The sequence below is a fragment of the Paraburkholderia ribeironis genome, from assembly GCF_900019265.1.
GTDB lineage: Bacteria > Pseudomonadota > Gammaproteobacteria > Burkholderiales > Burkholderiaceae > Paraburkholderia > Paraburkholderia ribeironis.
The window spans coordinates 181-480 of the sequence record NZ_CYGX02000178.1 but is presented as its reverse complement, the minus strand read 5'-3'; the positions used below and the strand labels follow the sequence as shown (position 1 = coordinate 480).

Here is a 300-nt window from a genome sequence, read left to right as displayed (position 1 = left end):
AGTTTGAGCATTTGCGCGTCACGCTCGCGCAGCGCCGCCTCCTGGCTGAGCAGCATGGCCTTCAGCGTTTCGACATCGTCGGGAAGTGGGCTCGCGCGCGTCATGCAGGCAGTTTACGCGCGGGCNNGAGGCGCAGTTCGAGTTGCTCGATCTGGCTGTCCAGCTTCTCCGACTTGCGACCGAACTGCATACGGCGCAGCTTGGCAATGAGCAGCTTCAGGTGTTCGACTTCGGCTGCGCGCGAAGCCAACGCGGCTTGTTGCGAGTCGACCGTTTCCTGCAGTTTGAGCATTTGCGCGT

Annotated in this window: 1 pseudogene; it reads right to left on the bottom strand. The window is 62.1% G+C overall.

Annotated features, from left to right (window positions below):
- Positions 1-145 precede the first annotated feature (145 nt).
- Positions 146-292, bottom strand: a pseudogene (locus tag BN2475_RS32980) (transposase domain-containing protein); the annotation flags it as partial.
- Between the last annotated feature and the right edge of the window lie 8 nt (positions 293-300).